Origin of the sequence: Arthrobacter sp. AFG20 (assembly GCF_002892795.1) — a bacterium.
Lineage (GTDB): Bacteria > Actinomycetota > Actinomycetes > Actinomycetales > Micrococcaceae > Arthrobacter.
Genome location: NZ_PJMC01000003.1, coordinates 214,916 through 229,525, shown reverse-complemented (window position 1 = coordinate 229,525; position 14,610 = coordinate 214,916). Strand labels below are relative to the sequence as shown.

The window sequence follows — 14,610 nt, the reverse complement described above, 5'->3', positions numbered from 1 at the left end:
GCCGCGCATCCCCCCATTCAAGGATGAATGACAAGAGGCAATTCCATGAGTACAAAAGCTGCCGTCACCCCGGACGCGCACAAAACCCTGAGTGAAAAGGGCCTCAAGGCCGGGTCTGTCGGGCTGATCGGGGCCGTGGTGATCGGGGTGTCCTGCATCGCGCCGGCGTACACGCTCACCGCGGCCCTGGGCCCCACCGTGTCCGAGGTCGGCGTGCACCTACCGGCGGTCTTCCTGGTGGGATTCATCCCCATGCTGCTGGTGGCGCTCGGCTACCGGGAGCTGAACAACGCAATGCCCGACGCCGGAACCTCCTTCACGTGGGCAACGCGTGCTTTTGGCCCGTGGATCGGCTGGATGGGAGGGTGGGGGCTGATCGCCGCCACCATCATCGTGCTGTCCAACCTGGCGGCGGTCGCCGTCGACTTTTTCTACCTGATGCTCGCCCAGCTGCTCGGCGATCCCGGGATCGCTGAGCTGTCAAAGAATCTGCCGCTGAACATCGCCACCACCCTGGTGTTCATCGCGGCGGCGTGCTGGATCTCCTACCGCGGCATGGAAACCACCAAGGGCGTCCAGTACGTCCTGGTAGGGTTCCAGCTGCTGGTGCTGGGGTGGTTCGCCGTCTCCGCGTTCGTGCACGTGGCCAACGGGACCGCCTTCGACGCCACGGCCATCTCGCCGGACTGGTTCAACCCCTTCGCCGTGGACTCCTTCTCCGCCTTTGCGGCCGGGGTGTCACTGTCGATCTTCATCTACTGGGGCTGGGACGTGACCCTGACCATGAATGAGGAGACGCGGAACCCTGAGAAGACCCCCGGGCGGGCGGCGACGGTGACCGTCGTCGTCATCGTGGCCATCTACATGACGGCCGCGCTGGCCACCCTGTCCTTCGCGGGTGTGGGGGAGGCCGGCCTGGGCACCGGCAATCCGGACAACCAGTCCAGCATCTTCGCGGTCCTGTCCGGGCCGGTCATGGGGCCGTTCGCCATCCTGATGTCGCTGGCCATCCTCAGCAGTTCCGCGGCGTCGCTGCAGTCCACGTTCGTCTCCCCGGCCCGGACGCTGCTGGCTATGGGCCACTACAAAGCCCTGCCCGGGAAGTTCGGCAGGGTCAGCCCCACCTTCAAGTCACCGAGCTACGCCACGGTTGCGGCGGCTGTTGCCGCGGCGGCGTTCTATGTCATCACCCGGACCACGTCCGAGAATGCGCTGTGGGACACCATCACCGCGCTGGGCATGATGATCTGCTTCTACTACGGGATCACGGCGCTCGCGTGTGTCTGGTTCTTCCGGGCAGTGGCGTTCAGCAGCGCACGGGCTTTCCTCTTCAAGTTCCTGGCTCCGCTGCTGGGCGGGGTGATCCTGTTGGTGATGTTCGTCAAGACGGCGTACGACTCCATGGACCCGGAGTACGGTTCCGGTTCGTCGGTGGGAGGCGTGGGCATGGTGTTCATCCTGGGCATGGGCGTCATTCTGCTTGGCGTGGTCACGATGCTGGTGCTGGCCCGGATCCGGCCCGAGTTCTTCAAGGGCAAGGTGCTGGCACGGGGGCTCTGACTGGAAACTAAGCACACTTACTAATAGAGTGGCTGCTGGGGCATTGACCCGGTCCAACTGAACGTACTGAGAACGTACTCGAGCAGAACGAGGTGACAGCATGACGGGCACGGAAAGCATCAGCAAGGTCACGGACATCATCAACGATTCCCACATCGGAATGTTCACCACCATCAATGAAGAAGGCGCCCTGGTCAGCCGGCCGCTGGCCGTCCAGGACGTGAAGGACGACGGCGACATGTGGTTCTTCACCGGGGAGGCAACCTCTCAGGTGGCGCACGTGACTGCCGATGCCAGGGTCAACGTGTCCTTCGGCAAGCGGACCGAGTGGGTCTCGGTTGCCGGGACTGCCGAAGTGGTACGCGACCGGACCAAGATCCGCGAACTGTGGAACCAGTCCGTCGAGGCCTGGTTCCCGGACGGGCCGGACACCCCCGAGGTAGTCCTGCTGCGCGTGGACTCCGACTCCGCGGAGTACTGGACCAGCCCCGGCGGGACTGCGGCGACGGTCCTGCAGTGGGTCAAGTCGAGGGTCACCCACAGCCGAATGAGTGTCGGCGAAAGCGGCACCGTCGAACTGTAACTCCAAACTGCAACGCGGGGTCACTCAGCGCCCATTCGGAGGTCCGGATTGGGCGGAAAGTGACCCCGCGTTGTTGTGTTGGGTTGCCGGCTGGAGCTACGTCAAATGCAGGAGTAGTCGTAGTCGTAGCCGCCGGAGACATACTGGGTGAGTGAGACACTGCCGCCGGCGGTCAGAGCGGCGTTGGAGCAGTTGCGGGTGGCCGCGGTCAGGGTCCTTGCCCCGGCCAGCCAGCTGGGAAGCGTGAACAGCGGGCTGGCTGCGGGAACGGTGCCGGCAATCTGGGACCACTGCGTGGCGGTGGAGTAGATCCCGGTTTTCGCGTTGATGCTGCTGAAGAAGGCGACCATGCCCTCCAGGTCTGCCCGGTTGGCAACCTTGTCGCCGGACCAGGAGTTCCCGGTTTCCACATCCAGCCACCAGGTGTAGGCGGAAGGGTTACTGATGCCGCGGATGTACGCATCGTCGTAGGCCTTGGCCCAGCCGTACATGTAGGAGCAGGCCGGACCGACGTCGTTCGCTTTGCAGTCGCCGTAGGGGTTGAAGACCTTGGTGCCGGCATACGTGTTGCTGGTGGGCCACCAGCTGCCCGCCAGACCGGGGTTGGCGGTGTTGACGTACAGCTGCACTTTGGGCTGCCCCGTGGTGCCCGACGAGGACCCGGCCCAGGTCAGTTGGGTGGCCAGGCACGGGTTCGTGGTGTTCGCGAGGCCGTTGTTGACCCCCACGATCCCGAAAGCCGGTCCCTTCGGCAGCGCCTTGCCGCACTGGGGCCACGAAACGTCATTGCCGACTCCCGCGGCGGCTGCCTCGGCCGGGACGGCCTGAAGCATCAGCATGACAGTGACGGCCAGCGCCGGAAGCCATCGGAACCTGGACAGAACTGATCGAGTAGCGGACATCATCGGCCTTCCTCGGGGCGGTAAACGAAGGAACCAGCATCCGTTCCAATCCCGGCCGGGTCAAGAGGTGGTCCAGCTGACGGGCAGCTCCTTGACTCCGTAAATGATGGTGCTGTCCATCCGTACGAGACGGGCTCCCGGGGGGAGGGCCAGTCCGGGGAGCCGGTCCAGAATGCCCTGCAGCGCGATCCTGGCTTCGAGCCTGGCCAGCGGGGCACCGAGGCAGAAGTGGATGCCGTGGCCGAAGGCGAGATGCCGGTTTGGCGTCCGGTCGATGTCGAACTGTTCGGGTTCACGGAATTGGCGCTCATCGCGATTGGCTGAACCGATCCAGGCAACCAGCGGGGCGCCGGCCGGGACGTGGACGTCGCCGAGGGTGGTGTCCGTGGCTGTCACCCGGTACATCGACTGGACGGGGGAGCGGTAGCGCAGCACTTCTTCTATGGCGTGGGGAAGCAGGGAGGGCTCGGCGCGGAGCCGTTCCATCGTTCCGGGCTGTTCGGTGAAACTGAGGACCGCGTTGCCGATCAGGTTGGTGGTGGTTTCGTTGCCGGCCACGAGCAGGAGGCTGCAGAAGCCCAGCAGTTCGGCCACGCTCAGCTTTTGCCCGTCGATCTCGGCCACGAGCAGGTTGCTGATCAGATCAGTTCCGGGCTGGCGTCTGCGGTGTTCGATGAGGGCCAGGAAGTACTCGGTCATTTCCCGGTTGGTGGAGCTGTGGTCGGCAGTCTGCGCTCCGGTCTGCGTCTGGCTGACGATCACATCGGACCAGTGCTTGAAGCGGTCGCGGTCCTCGGCGGGGATGCCCATGAGCTCCGCGATCACGATCACTGGCAGCGGGTAGGCCAGTTCGGCGATGAGGTCCGCTGAACCCTGGGAAGCAATCCCGTCCAGCAGCTCCTCCGTCAGGGCCGAGATGCGCGGCGCTAGGCCGTCCACTGCTTTCGGGGTGAACGCCTGGGTCACGAGGGAGCGCAACTGCCGGTGCCGGGGCGGGTCGGCGGTGATCAGGCTCGCCGCGAACAGCTGGCCCGTCTCGGATGGATCATCGCCTCCCATCCTTGAAGAGAACGTCCCGTGTTCGGACAAAACCCGCTGGACGTCGTCGTACCTGAAGACATGCCAGCTTCCGGATGCCTCGTCCTGGAATACGGGTGCGCGCTCCCGCATCTTTTCGTACTGCGGGAAGGGATCCAACGAAGGCCCATCACTGTTCACGAAGTCCATGGCAGAGTTTATTCCGGGAGTGCGGCCGCCGTCTGTAGCTGGGCAGGAGTCAGCCAAACAGCCAGGCCGCCCCCAGAAGCAGGGGGATGGCCAAAGCCGATGTAATGACGGCCGTGGATTGCGCAAGGTTCTGGCCCACGCCGTACCGGACTGCGTAAAGGACCACGTTCTGCCCGGTGGGAAGGATGGCGCAGGCCGTGACAACGAAGGTGCTGAAGGTATCGAGGTGGAACACAAACACGGCCAGCAGCCACGCTAGAGCCGGCTGGACGGCCGACTTGAGAACCACCGCGAACAGCGTGGGGACGCGGTCCTCCGAACCTTGGCGCGGTGACAGGCCGTGGAGCGACATGCCGAAGATGATCAGCATCAGCGGAACCGTCAGCTGGGCCACCAGCTTCAGAGGATCCAGCGCCAGGGCCGGAAGTTCAATCCCGGCCGCGCTGACAATGACGCCGAGGATGGCTGCCACCGTGACGGGGTTGCGCAGGGGAGTGGACAGGATGCTCCACACAGACGTTCTTTTCCCGTCAGGATCGGTCAGGTCCAGGATGGTCAGCGCCACGGGGGTCACGAGCGCCAGTTGGAACAGCATGATCGGCGTGACGAACGTGGCACTGCCGAGAATATACAGGGACAACGGAACGCCGAGGTTCGTGGAGTTGACGATTCCTGTGGCCAGCGCACCGACCGTGGTGCGCCGGACGCCCCACCTGCCGATTGCCCCGCTGAGCGCGAACAGCGCCATGCAGCAAAGTGCCGTGACGACGGAGATGAGGCCTGTCTGGCTGAGGACTTCGGAGATGTGCCGCGAAGCGATCGTGGAGAACATCAGGCTCGGCAGCCCGACCATGAAGGTCAGGGTGGACAGTACCTTCGTCCCGTGCGGCCCGAGGGCGTTTGTCCTGGCCAGAATGTAGCCGACGAGCAGGACCATGCCCACCACAAAGAATCCCTTTAAGACTCCATCCAAGCCGCTGTCCTCAATCGTCCGGTTCCCCCTTACGACGCCGGCGGTCGGGGCTTATCTAAGACTACAGTGTTATTTAGCGCTGGACGGCGTCCGGAAGGCTTGGCGGCCAGGGGCGGCCGGTCAGTCTTCTGTGCTGCGCAATCCCTGAATGGCGCTCCAGTAGAGGCGGCTGCACCGCTGCACGAGTTGCTCGTCCGGCATGCTTGCCACCGCCCGGAAATCCATGATCTCCCTGGAGTTGAACATGGCGTTGAACAGGGAAAGTGCGTAAGGAAGCTGGTCCCAGCCAATGTTGGCTTCCTCGAGCAACTGCCGGACGGGTGGCCCCCATACCCGTTCTAGGGCATGGGCGTGGGGTTCGCCGGCCTTTAGCCTGGTTAGGAACCCTTCGCGGGAACGGACAAGGACCATGGCGGGGCCGTACTCGGCCACGACCTTGAGCCATTGCGCCATGGTGTCCTGGAAGAGGTCCATTCCGGTGCTTTTCAGGCCCTTCGTCGACTCGTAAAGCTCGTCAATGACGCTCAGCATGAACTTGCGGTGAAGCTCATCGAGCGTCGGAAAGTACCGGTAGGCCGTTGCCAGGGAGAGGCCAGCGCGTTCTGCCACGGCAGGCATGGTTGCCGAGCCCGGGTCCTCGCGGAGAAGCTCGCCGACAGCCACCACGAGTTCCTGCTGGTTGCGGATCGAATCCTGCCGGAGGCGGCGCTGCCGCGGCGCAGCTTCTGGCTTCATGCGTCCTGCCCCTCCCTCGTTGACGTCGATCAGTGCTCTGTTTAGACGATAGTCGAGCGTCAGCGCACCCAGAAAAGACGGGCTCCCCGCTTAATCGCGGGAAACCCGTCTTTTCGGTACTGCGGCCCGGCCGGAGCCGGTCCGAGCCATATCTCGATACGGCTACAGCCCGAGGCCCCCAAGCTTGTCCCCCAGCCCGCCGGGAAGCTTGCCCAGCAGGTCGGCAGGATTGATGCCGAGCTTGGAGAGCAGCCCGGCGTGCTGGTCGGTGTCCACTTGGTCCGGCAGCTCATTTTCGGCCTGTGCGGCCTTGTCGTTGTCGCCCCGGGACTTGAGAAATTCGAGGATCTGGGACTTGTCGATCTGCATGGTGTTCTCCTCTGCGATTTCCGGAACTGCTAAGGGTGCTTACTACCTTTCCGGAAAAAGGCCCTTCGAACAAGTGCCGGGCAAGAACCCGTGACCGAGGAACCGCAGACTAAGCCTGCCTGTGCCCGACTGCAGAAGCCAGGGATGCCAGGCCCTTCTCGAAGTCGCCGCCCACCATCTTGTCCATGTTCATGAACAGCGCAAATACCTTGCCGATGCCCTTGTGCTCGCCGACCATGGTCCAGGTGACACGGGTTCCTCCACCCTCCGGAACGAACGTAAAGGCAGTGGGGTTGACTGCGGCGAACGGCTTGGTGAACTCGAGCCGAATCCGGACGACGTCAGCCTCCTTCGACTCGACGATCTCCATGGTGCCGGCACCGGCCTTGCGGTTGCCGCTCCAGGCATACTTGGCGCCGACGCCGGATTCTGCGCCGGAGTAGGTGCGCTTCATGTCCGGGTCCACGGACTCCCAAGGCGACCATTTGGTCCACTCGCGGAAGCTGTTGACCAGCGGAAACACGTCCTTGGCCGGGGCGGGGATGACTGTGCTGCGAGAGACTGAGTACGTTGACATGGCCTCATCCTACGGCCGGTCCTCTCAACCGGCCCGCTGCAACCCGATGGGATGCAGCGGGCCGCTGTTGCAGCCGCCGCTAGCCGTTGGCGGTGGCGTCGCCGGAGCCCCGCGGACCGCTGCGCCCGCCGATGCCCTCCTCGGTGCCGGTAACTGCGAAGTTCGCATCCAGCAACACGGTGGCACGGGTGCCGTCCGCCTTGGTGATGTGGGCTTCGTAGGTGGCGCCATCGGCGTCGGTTTCCATCCGTTCGATGGTGGCGCCGGGCTGGGCGGCCTTGACGGCGGCCTCGACCTTGGCCGCGGTATCGCCGGTCAGGATTTCCTCGGTCTTCCCGTTCGCCTGGTGCTGGCCCCGGGATCCGCCGCTGTTACCGCCGCCGCTGCCACCGGCGTCGCCGTAGCCGCCCTGCGCGTACGTCGCCGTCGAGGATGCCGTGCTGCTGTCCGCCATGGCGGGCAGGGCCGCGGCGCCGATTGCCCCGCCTCCGACGGCGGCGGCAAGGACTATCCCTGCCGTCATCTTGTTGATTGTGGCCATTGTGAATCTCCTATTCTCCGGGCCCGGCGAAAGACCGGGCCGGCCGCTGGTGCGGCCTGGGAAAATAGTCCGATTCGGGTGTGTGATGCGGCTTCACCGCCGCTGTGCTGTGCCTGTGAACCTCGCGGGCTGTGAGATTGGGGCTGGCCGCAGGCTCGCCGGGACTCCCGCTGCGGTTTCCGCGCGGTCCAGCGCCTGGCCGAGGCGGTCCACGGCATGCGGGTAGCCGGAATCCCAGGCAGCTTTCAGCGACTCCGCTTCCCGCAGGGCCTTCACAAAATCAGCGGTCTCAGGCCGTGCGACGTCCGCAAGGTCCGGATAGCTGATGGCCAGCGCGGGGTCGAGTTCGTAGCGCGCCCAGCGTCCAACGATCTCTTCATGCACGACGGCGGCCGCCCGGCACAGCGGGCCGTCCACCCGCCGGCGCCGCCGGGTTTCGTACCAGGTGAGCACCGCAGGGCTGCTGCGGTAGGCGGCCAGGCCGCTCACCCCTGCCACGGCGACCAGGGCCAGGCCCGCAGACGGCGAGGCAACCGCGGGGATGAGCAGGGCCGGGGCGATCACCACCGCGCCGCCGAACAGGTCCCAGAACAGCAGGTCTGGACTGTCGCCGTCGGACGTCTTTAAGTGATGGCGCACGATGAAAACCGTGCAGGCGACTGCGGCCGCCAGCACTGCGCTCCAGAGGACCAGTTGCAGCAGCCCCCAGGGGGCGGCTTCGGAAACTGCGGGCACCACTGCACCTCCCAAGGACGGGCGCTGCCCGGCAATTCGGGCCGCACTTAAATTGCAGCGGATACGGAAGCGCCGGTCAATGGGGCGGTTTGCAGCGGCGGCCGTGCGGCGTAGCGTAGGCGCCATGCGACTCAAAATGTGCAGCATCCACGTCCAGGACCCTGCCGCGGCGCACTCCTTCTACACGGAGACCCTCGGCTTCGACACGCTCATGGCCATGCCCGAGCACAACCTCTTCATCATCAAGGACCCCGGAGCGGCCTCCGGTGCGGGACTGCTGCTGGAGCCCAGCGACAACCCCATCGCCTCCGCCTACAGCAAGGGACTGTACGACGCCGGGATCCCTGCCATCGTCTTTGGCGCACCGGACGTCCAGGCTGAGTATGAGCGGCTGTCCGCCGCCGGCGTCCAGTTCCGGGGCGAGCCCGCCGAGGATCCGTCCGGGATCTCCGCAGTCTTCGATGACGGCTGCGGGAACTACATCCAGCTGCACCAGGACTAGCACTGAATGGACGCCGCTGACGCCCTCAACGAGATCGCCTTCTGGCTCGAGCGCTCCGCCGCGCCGACGTTCAAGGTCCAGGCATTCCGGAAGGCGGCCGGCGCCATCAGCGGACTGGCGTCGGAAGAGGTGGCGGAGCGCGCCCGCGACGGCAGGCTCAAGCGGACGAAGGGGATCGGGGACACCACCTTTAACGTCATCCGGCAGGCTGTGGACGGCGGGGTGCCCGACTATCTGGAAAAGCTGCGGCAGGGCGGCGCCAAGCCGCTCGCGGCCGGGGGAGACGGGCTCCGCAAGCAGCTCCGCGGCGACCTGCACAGCCACAGTGACTGGTCCGACGGCGGTTCTCCGCCGGAGCTGATGGCCGCCGCAGCCCGGCACCTGGGCCGGGAATACCTTGCCCTGACGGACCACTCGCCGAACCTCAAGATCGCCAACGGCCTGACTGCCGAGCGGCTCACCGAGCAGCTGGACGTGGTGGCCGGGCTGAACGGCGACGCCGACGGCGGCTTCCGGCTGCTGTCCGGGATCGAGGTGGACATCCTGGAAAGCGGCGAGCTGGACCAGACGCCCGAGATGCTGGACCGGCTGGACGTGGTGGTGGCCAGCGTGCACTCCAAGCTCCGCTCGGACCGGCGCACCATGACGGAGCGGATGCTCGGCGGCATCCGCGATCCGCACACCAACGTGCTGGGCCACTGCACCGGCCGCCTGCTGCAGGGGTCCCGCGGAACCCGTCCCGAGTCAGAATTCGATGCCGCGCGGGTCTTTGCGGCCTGCGCGGAAGCCAATGTCGCCGTCGAAATTAACTCCCGGCCGGAACGGCAGGACCCGCCGGACAAGCTGATGCAGCTGGCGCTCGAGGCCGGCTGCTTTTTCAGCATCGACAGTGACGCCCACGCGCCGGGGCAGCTCGACTTCCTGCAGTACGGCGCCGAGCGGGCCGAACGCAACGGGGTTCCGGCGGAACGCATCATCACCACGTGGCCGCTGGACCAACTGCTGGAGTGGCTGGGCAGCAGGAACTAGCGGCGGTCATTCGAGAAGGCACGCTTCGCCCAAGAATTTAGTAAGCATAATGACTATCTGCGGACGGAGTGGTACACCTTAATTGTTCCGCCGAAGGAACCGGCGGGCCCGTCTCTCCCTGTGAGGTGCACCATGACCGCTATGAATCCGGCGAACCATCTGGACGAACTGGGCCACCGGACCCTTAGAAAAGTGCGCGGCCGCCTCATGCCGCTCATTGTGCTGCTCTATTTCGTGGCGTACCTGGACCGGAATAACGTCGGCTTCGCCAAGCTGACCATGAGTGAGGACATCGGCCTCAGCGCGGCGGCCTACGGCCTCGGCGCCGGCATGTTCTTCATCGGCTACGCACTGCTGGAAATCCCCAGCAACGCCGGCATGTACAGGTTCGGCGCCCGGAAGTGGATCGCCCGCATTCTGATCTCGTGGGGCATCTTTGCCACAGCCATGGCATTGGTAAACGGTGAGACCACCTTCTACATCATCCGCTTCCTGCTCGGCGCGGCCGAGGCCGGCTTCTTCCCTGCGATCCTCTTCTACCTGACCCTGTGGTTCCCCGCCCCGCAGCGCGTGCTGGTGCTGGGCATCTTCATCCTCGCCCAGCCCGTCTCCAACGCGCTCGGTGCCCCGGTGTCCGGCCTCCTGCTCCAGATGGAAGGCATCGCCGGCCTGCACGGGTGGCAGTGGCTGTACATCATCGAAGGCATCCCGGCCATCCTCCTCGGCCTGCTCACCCCCGTCCTCATGACGGACCGGCCAAGCCACGCGCACTGGCTCGCCGCCGATGAGCGGGAGTGGCTCACCCGGACCATGGACGAGGAACTCGCGCACAAGCAAAAGGGCCAGCCGCACCACTTCCTGGCCGGCCTGAAGGATCCGCGCACCATCGCCTACTCGGCGCTGTACTTCGGCCTGGTCTGCGGCATCTATGGCCTGGGCCTGTGGATGCCCACGATCGTCGCGGCCCTTGGCAAGTTCAGCACCACCCAGGTGGGCTTCATCGTCGCCATCCCGTACACGATCGCCGCGGTGTTCGTTTACTTCTGGGGCCGCCGGTCCGACCGCACCGGCAACCGCGTTCTGCACGCCAGCATCAGCATGGTAATGGCCGCCGTCGGCCTGGTCGCTGCCGGCAGCCTGGTGCAGGTCAACGCCGTCCTGGCGCTGATCGCGTTGACCCTCGCGGCCATGGGCATCTACTCCGCCATCGCCCCGTTCCTGGCCATGCCGTCCACGGCGCTGGTGGGAGCAGCAGCCGCCGCTGGGCTTGCCATGGTCAACTCACTCGGCAACCTGGGCGGTTTCGTGGCGCCGTACATTGTGGGCCTGCTCAACGATGCCACCGGCGACAACCGTTCCGGCCTGATGTTCCTCTCTGCCTGCCTCGCCGTCACCGCCGTCGCCACCTATCTGTACGCCCGACGGCGCCCGGAGGGGCATGTGAGGCCCGGCACGCACGCGGCCGTGGGGGAGGAAGCGGTGGCGGCCGACGAGTTCGACGACACCACCTACTAGACGAGACCGGCTAATAGACATCAGGCACTAGAGGGGATCACGGACATGACGCACCACGACACGTTCCCGGCCGAACGCACCGCGGTGCTGACCGGGGCCGCTTCCGCACGGGGCATTGGGCGGGCGACGGCGGAAATGCTCGCCAGCGAGGGCTGGTCCGTGGCCATCCTCGATGTCGACGGCGACGCGGCACGGCGCGCTGCGGAGGACATCTCCTCGGTATACGGCGTGCTGGCCCGTGGCGTGGGCGCCGACGTTTCCGACCAGGCCGCTGTGAACGCTGCCATCGACGACGTGGAGGCCAACATGCCGCCCATCGTGGCGCTGGCGAACCTCGCCGGTATCAGCTCACCCACGGAGTTCATGGACGAGACGCTCGAAGCGTGGGAGCGGGTCTTCAAGATCAACATGACCGGCACGTTCCTGGTCACCCAGCGCGTGCTGCGCGGGATGATCGAGCGCAAACTCGGCCGGGTGGTCAGCGTCTCCTCCATCTCCGCGCAGCGTGGCGGCGGCACCTATTCCAAGGTGGCGTACAGCGCGTCGAAGGCAGCTATCATCGGCTTCACCCGGGCCCTGGCCAGGGAGATGGGCCAGTACAACATCACCGTCAACTGCATCGCCCCCGGCCCAGTTGATACCGACATCATGGGCGGCACCCTGACCGACGAACGCAAGGCGGACATGGCCAGGGACATCCTCGTGGGCCGGGTGGGAACTGTCCGCGACATTGCCGCCCTGATGGTGTTCCTGATGGGGGAGGACGCCGGTTACATCACCGCCTCGACGTACGACATCAACGGCGGCCTGCAGATTTCCTGACTGTCAGCCCTGCCGCGGTAGTGCTCAGGCCGCTGCGGGGCTGGGCGACATCTCGGCCGCCTGGCGCAGCGCCTCGATCATGCTGCGCACGTCCACGATGCCCTTGCCGGCGATGTCGAAGGCGGTGCCGTGGTCCACAGACGTGCGGATGACGGGCAATCCCACGGTGATGTTGACGCCGGCTTCGATGCCGAGGACCTTGATGGGTCCGTGCCCCTGGTCGTGGTACATCGCCACGATGAGGTCATAGTCGCCGCGGCCGGCCAGGAAGAACGCCGTGTCGGCCGGGAGCGGGCCGCGGGCGTCGATGCCGTCGGCCTGGAGCTTTTCGATGGCCGGGGTGATTTTCTCGGCCTCCTCGCCGTAGCCGAAGAGGCCGTTTTCGCCGGCGTGCGGGTTGATGGCGCAGACGCCGATCTTCGGATTGGCGATGCCGGCCCGCTGCATGGCGCCGTGGCCGCGGCGCACGGTCCGCTCCACCAGGCCGGGCTCGATCTTGTTGATGGCATCGATGAGGCCGATGTGCGTGGTGACGTGGATGACCTTGACCTTGGGCGTGGACAGCATCATGGACACTTCCTCGACGCCCATGAAGTGCGCCAGCAGTTCGGTGTGGCCCGGGTAGATGTGCCCCGCCTTGTGCAGCGCTGCCTTGTTCAGGGGTGCCGTGCAGATGCCTTGGACCTGGCCGCCCATGCCCAGCTCGCAGGCGATTCGGATGTAGTGGTAGGCAGCGTTGCCGGCCTCGGCGGACTCCTGGCCCCACGGCAGGTCGGCAGAAAGCAGCTTCGGGTCGATCACATTGATCCGGCCGGCCTCGAAGACCGCCTCATCCACCGTCTCCACCTCGACGATGTTCGCTTCCACGCCGAGCGCCTTGGCGCCCAGCTGCAGCCGGTGGACGTCGCCGATGACCACAGGGCGGCAGTCCCGGTAGGCGTTCTGGTCGAGAAGGGCGCCCACGGTCACCTCGGGGCCCACGCCCGCGCCGTCACCCATGGTCACGGCGATGAAGGGCCGGGCGTCCTGTTCGGTTGCGTTCACTGCTGATGTCATTGGAGCTCCAGGTTTGAGGGAGGGATGGGAAGTGCTGTTGGAAGACCGGAGGTCTTTGATGGCGGAGTAGAGCTGGACGAGGGCGTCGTTGTCGCCGAAGCTGCCGGGCTTGGTGCCCACCAGCCGCCCGTCGTCGGAAAGGCTGACGACGGCGCCGTGCTGTACGGACGCCAGCGGGGTCAGCGAACGGACGCCGAGGGCGTCGAGCACCTCGCGGGCCGTTTCGCCGCCGGTGAGGATCAGGTCCGCTGCTGCGGGACCTGTTGCCGCATTGGCCACCAGCTGTGCGAGGTTCCGCACGATCCTGCCGGACTCCTGCGGATTGACGACGTCGGCGCTGACCGTCAGCGCTGCCGGCTCGCCTGCCGCCAGGAGTTGCTGCGCTTTCGCGAGGCTTGAGCGGAAATCCTCCGGATGCTGCAGCTCGCCGGGAGCGATCCGGAGGGTGGTGAAGCCGCCGGCTTCAAGGTTCCGCAGCTGCGCCGCGGCCTTCGCCGAGGCGGAGCCGACGGCGGCCAGTACAGTCTGGGGTCCGTCCGCGGCCGTCCATCCGTACGACTCCCGCTTTTGCGCGTTCCGCGCAGAACTGCTGCCCAGTTTCGCCGCCAGCAGCAGGGCCATGCCGCCGGTCCCGGCCAGCACGATGCGACGTCCGCCGGCCCTGAAGCCCAGGTCCAGCAGCGCGTCCGCCACAGCCTCCAGATCGGCCGGAGTCTCGCCGTCGACGATCACGGTGGCGGGAGCGGCGCGGGAAAGGCGACCGGACAGGAAGCCGGGCAGGCCGCCGGACCGCACCATGGACAGATCCGCAAGCTGCACCGAAGAACCAGTGCCCAGCAGCTGCGCGATTTCCGCCGGCGGGACCGCTGCCTCTGCCCGCCACAGGTCCGTGCCGTCCAGCCGGACGCCGTCGGCAAAGGGCCGGCCGCCCACGACTGTCCGGTTCAGCTGCGGGAGCGCGCCGGCCACCACCACGTGGTGGCCCAAGGCCGACAGTGCCGCGAGTTCGGGGCCAACATTGCCCCGCCACAGGGAATCGATCTTTTTGAACAGGATGCGGGCGCCGTCCGCAGCGGGGCTGCCGAAGACCGCGGCCGAGGCCGCGGCGGCGAGGTCCGGGGCCACGGCCCGCGAGTGGGTGTCGACCACCAAAACGTCCGGGCGGCTGCCGGTGGCTGGGTCTTCCGTGGCTGTGCCATCGGCAACTGTGCCCGCATCCGCGGCGGACAGGAGGAGACGCGTGTCCAGCCCCTGGGTTGCAAAGCATTGCCCCACTTCTGCTGCGCCGGAAAAGTCATCGGCCTGGATGAGTACTGCAGCCACGTAGTCCTCCCTTCTTCCGGTTGTCGGTAGCACCATGATGGCATGACTGCGCGGATTGCGCTAGAGCGGTTGCGCATTTCGCGCAGAGGTGGCAGAGTGATGCATGTAACACGGCGCAGGCCATCCGGCCCCCAGCCGTCCCGTTCAACCGAGAGGTCAAC

15 protein-coding genes are annotated in these 14,610 nt (G+C 66.1%); 6 read left to right on the top strand and 9 right to left on the bottom strand.

The genetic code is table 11. The annotated features are described in order from the left end of the window. The first annotated feature begins 45 nt into the window (after positions 1-45). Both CXZ05_RS04720 and CXZ05_RS04715 read left to right on the top strand, forming a co-directional pair. Positions 46-1,560: an APC family permease gene (locus CXZ05_RS04720; protein WP_102971452.1), complete on the top strand. Its 1,515-nt coding sequence runs from the start codon at positions 46-48 to the stop codon at positions 1,558-1,560. Positions 1,561-1,660: 100 nt separating this feature from the next. After that, a complete protein-coding gene (locus CXZ05_RS04715) occupies positions 1,661-2,143 on the top strand; it encodes a pyridoxamine 5'-phosphate oxidase family protein (RefSeq protein ID WP_102971451.1) in 483 nt (160 codons plus the stop codon). Positions 2,144-2,244: 101 nt separating this feature from the next. Here the strand turns inward: CXZ05_RS04715 and CXZ05_RS04710 are convergent, their stop codons facing one another. The 8 genes from CXZ05_RS04710 to CXZ05_RS04675 all read right to left on the bottom strand — a co-directional run bounded on the left by CXZ05_RS04710 (position 2,245) and on the right by CXZ05_RS04675 (position 8,202). Then, positions 2,245-3,048, bottom strand: a complete 804-nt coding sequence (locus CXZ05_RS04710) for a hypothetical protein (RefSeq protein ID WP_102971450.1) — start codon at positions 3,046-3,048, stop codon at positions 2,245-2,247. A gap of 57 nt (positions 3,049-3,105) precedes the next feature. Continuing rightward, complete coding sequence (locus CXZ05_RS04705) at positions 3,106-4,272, bottom strand: cytochrome P450 (protein WP_102971449.1); 1,167 nt, start codon at positions 4,270-4,272, stop codon at positions 3,106-3,108. Positions 4,273-4,321: 49 nt separating this feature from the next. Continuing rightward, entirely contained in the window at positions 4,322-5,245 is a 924-nt protein-coding gene (locus tag CXZ05_RS04700) for an AEC family transporter (protein ID WP_102971448.1), read from the bottom strand. A 120-nt stretch (positions 5,246-5,365) separates the two neighbouring features. Beyond that, complete coding sequence (locus CXZ05_RS04695) at positions 5,366-5,980, bottom strand: TetR/AcrR family transcriptional regulator (RefSeq protein ID WP_258006443.1); 615 nt, start codon at positions 5,978-5,980, stop codon at positions 5,366-5,368. Positions 5,981-6,142: 162 nt separating this feature from the next. Further along, positions 6,143-6,349, bottom strand: a complete 207-nt coding sequence (locus CXZ05_RS04690; protein WP_102971447.1) for a hypothetical protein — start codon at positions 6,347-6,349, stop codon at positions 6,143-6,145. 109 nt (positions 6,350-6,458) lie between these two features. Beyond that, entirely contained in the window at positions 6,459-6,926 is a 468-nt protein-coding gene (locus CXZ05_RS04685) for an SRPBCC family protein (protein ID WP_102971446.1), read from the bottom strand. A gap of 79 nt (positions 6,927-7,005) precedes the next feature. Next, positions 7,006-7,467, bottom strand: coding sequence for a hypothetical protein (locus CXZ05_RS04680; protein WP_102971445.1), 462 nt, complete (start codon positions 7,465-7,467; stop codon positions 7,006-7,008). Between the two features lie 93 nt (positions 7,468-7,560). Further along, positions 7,561-8,202: a hypothetical protein gene (locus CXZ05_RS04675; protein ID WP_102971584.1), complete on the bottom strand. Its 642-nt coding sequence runs from the start codon at positions 8,200-8,202 to the stop codon at positions 7,561-7,563. A 124-nt stretch (positions 8,203-8,326) separates the two neighbouring features. Here CXZ05_RS04675 and CXZ05_RS04670 point away from each other — a divergent pair, with 124 nt between their 5' ends. The 4 genes from CXZ05_RS04670 to CXZ05_RS04655 all read left to right on the top strand — a co-directional run bounded on the left by CXZ05_RS04670 (position 8,327) and on the right by CXZ05_RS04655 (position 12,070). Next, the gene (locus CXZ05_RS04670; protein WP_102971583.1) at positions 8,327-8,704 is read left to right on the top strand and encodes a VOC family protein; all 378 of its coding nucleotides are present in this window, start codon (positions 8,327-8,329) and stop codon (positions 8,702-8,704) included. A gap of 6 nt (positions 8,705-8,710) precedes the next feature. Then, on the top strand, positions 8,711-9,733 hold the full coding sequence (locus tag CXZ05_RS04665; protein WP_102971444.1) for a PHP domain-containing protein: 1,023 nt from the start codon (positions 8,711-8,713) through the stop codon (positions 9,731-9,733). Positions 9,734-9,865: 132 nt separating this feature from the next. Beyond that, positions 9,866-11,248 (top strand): MFS transporter, encoded by a 1,383-nt coding sequence (locus CXZ05_RS04660; RefSeq protein WP_102971443.1) that lies wholly within the window; start codon positions 9,866-9,868, stop codon positions 11,246-11,248. A gap of 45 nt (positions 11,249-11,293) precedes the next feature. Further along, on the top strand, positions 11,294-12,070 hold the full coding sequence (locus CXZ05_RS04655) for an SDR family NAD(P)-dependent oxidoreductase (RefSeq protein WP_102971442.1): 777 nt from the start codon (positions 11,294-11,296) through the stop codon (positions 12,068-12,070). 24 nt (positions 12,071-12,094) lie between these two features. Here CXZ05_RS04655 and pdxA read toward each other — a convergent pair whose 3' ends face one another. Continuing rightward, positions 12,095-14,449 carry a 4-hydroxythreonine-4-phosphate dehydrogenase PdxA gene (pdxA, locus tag CXZ05_RS04650; RefSeq protein WP_102971441.1) on the bottom strand — a complete coding sequence of 785 codons (2,355 nt, stop codon included), beginning with the start codon at positions 14,447-14,449 and terminating at the stop codon, positions 12,095-12,097. Between the last annotated feature and the right edge of the window lie 161 nt (positions 14,450-14,610).

Bases quoted from the DNA above. Each gene is read 5' to 3' on its own strand.
- CXZ05_RS04720 (WP_102971452.1), top strand. From the start codon at position 46: ATGAGTACAAAAGCTGCCGTCACCCCGGACGCGCACAAAACCCTGAGT.
- CXZ05_RS04715 (WP_102971451.1), top strand. From the start codon at position 1,661: ATGACGGGCACGGAAAGCATCAGCAAGGTCACGGACATCATCAACGAT.
- CXZ05_RS04710 (WP_102971450.1), bottom strand. From the start codon at position 3,048: ATGATGTCCGCTACTCGATCAGTTCTGTCCAGGTTCCGATGGCTTCCG.
- CXZ05_RS04705 (WP_102971449.1), bottom strand. From the start codon at position 4,272: ATGGACTTCGTGAACAGTGATGGGCCTTCGTTGGATCCCTTCCCGCAG.
- CXZ05_RS04695 (WP_258006443.1), bottom strand. From the start codon at position 5,980: ATGAAGCCAGAAGCTGCGCCGCGGCAGCGCCGCCTCCGGCAGGATTCG.
- CXZ05_RS04690 (WP_102971447.1), bottom strand. From the start codon at position 6,349: ATGCAGATCGACAAGTCCCAGATCCTCGAATTTCTCAAGTCCCGGGGC.
- CXZ05_RS04685 (WP_102971446.1), bottom strand. From the start codon at position 6,926: ATGTCAACGTACTCAGTCTCTCGCAGCACAGTCATCCCCGCCCCGGCC.
- CXZ05_RS04680 (WP_102971445.1), bottom strand. From the start codon at position 7,467: ATGGCCACAATCAACAAGATGACGGCAGGGATAGTCCTTGCCGCCGCC.
- CXZ05_RS04670 (WP_102971583.1), top strand. From the start codon at position 8,327: ATGCGACTCAAAATGTGCAGCATCCACGTCCAGGACCCTGCCGCGGCG.
- CXZ05_RS04665 (WP_102971444.1), top strand. From the start codon at position 8,711: ATGGACGCCGCTGACGCCCTCAACGAGATCGCCTTCTGGCTCGAGCGC.
- CXZ05_RS04660 (WP_102971443.1), top strand. From the start codon at position 9,866: ATGACCGCTATGAATCCGGCGAACCATCTGGACGAACTGGGCCACCGG.
- CXZ05_RS04655 (WP_102971442.1), top strand. From the start codon at position 11,294: ATGACGCACCACGACACGTTCCCGGCCGAACGCACCGCGGTGCTGACC.